Below are 1154 nucleotides of genomic sequence, written 5' to 3'. Positions count from 1 at the left end.
TGGTGACCCGTACGGGAATCGAACCCATGTTTGCGGCGTGAGAGGCCGCCGTCTTAACCGCTTGACCAACGGGCCGTTGGTACACCTTCAGGGACTCGAACCCTGGACACCCTGATTAAGAGTCAGGTGCTCTACCAGCTGAGCTAAAGGTGCATAAGACTGAGGTACGCACCCTCAAAACCGAACAAAGTAACCGCCATACGCTTCGCAAGCGCCTGCATTCCATTTCTAGCTCTCAACCTGAGACTTCAGGTCAAGCCCTCGGCTTATTAGTACCGGTCAGCTCCATACATTACTGCACTTCCACCTCCGGCCTATCTACGATATAGTCTACATCGTGCCTTACTCCATAAAGGATGAGAGATCTTATCTTAGGGAAAGTTTCACGCTTAGATGCTTTCAGCGTTTATCTCGTCCGCACGTAGCTACCCTGCTATGCCGTTGGCACGACAACAGGTGCACCAGAGGTGCGTCCATCCCGGTCCTCTCGTACTAAGGACAGCCCCCTTCAAATCTCTTACGCCCGCAACAGATAGGGACCGAACTGTCTCACGACGTTCTGAACCCAGCTCGCGTGCCACTTTAATCGGCGAACAGCCGAACCCTTGGGACCGAATTCAGCCCCAGGATGTGACGAGCCGACATCGAGGTGCCAAACCTCCCCGTCGCTGTGGACGCTTGGGGGAGATCAGCCTGTTATCCCCAGGGTAGCTTTTATCCGTTGAGCGATGGCATTTCCACTCACATACCACCGGATCACTAACTCCAACTTTCGTTACTGCTCGACCCGTCGGTCTCGCAGTTAGGCTGGCTTCTACGTTTACACTCACTGCACGATTTCCGTCCGTGCTGAGCCAACCTTTGAGCGCCTCCGTTACTCTTTAGGAGGCGACCGCCCCAGTCAAACTGCCCGCCTAACAGTGTCCCCCGACCGGATTCACGGCCGCAGGTTAGAAATTCAGCAATCCAAGAGTGGTATCCCACCGGCGGCTCCACAAGAGCTGACGCCCCTGCTTCCAAGCCTCCCACCTATCCTGTACATGGGTTACCGAATTCCAGTATTAAGCTGCAGTAAAGCTCCATGGGGTCTTCCCGTCTAGTTGCGGGTAACTGGTATCTTCACCGGTACTACAATTTCGCCGGGCGGGCTGTTG

The 1154-nt window shown here is 54.9% G+C and carries 2 tRNA genes and 1 rRNA gene; all 3 read right to left on the bottom strand.

The features are described 5' to 3' along the window. Positions 1 to 75 (bottom strand) — tRNA-Glu (locus WS42_RS14800). Between the two features lie 2 nt (positions 76 to 77). Further along, a tRNA-Lys gene (locus tag WS42_RS14795) sits at positions 78 to 153 on the bottom strand. A gap of 96 nt (positions 154 to 249) precedes the next feature. Beyond that, a 23S ribosomal RNA gene (locus WS42_RS14790) occupies positions 250 to 1154 on the bottom strand; the annotation flags it as partial.

Source organism: Odoribacter sp. N54.MGS-14, from assembly GCF_000980295.1.
Lineage (GTDB): Bacteria > Bacteroidota > Bacteroidia > Bacteroidales > Marinifilaceae > Odoribacter > Odoribacter splanchnicus.
Note: the sequence above shows the minus strand (reverse complement) of the source record. Positions and strands in the feature narration are given on the sequence as shown.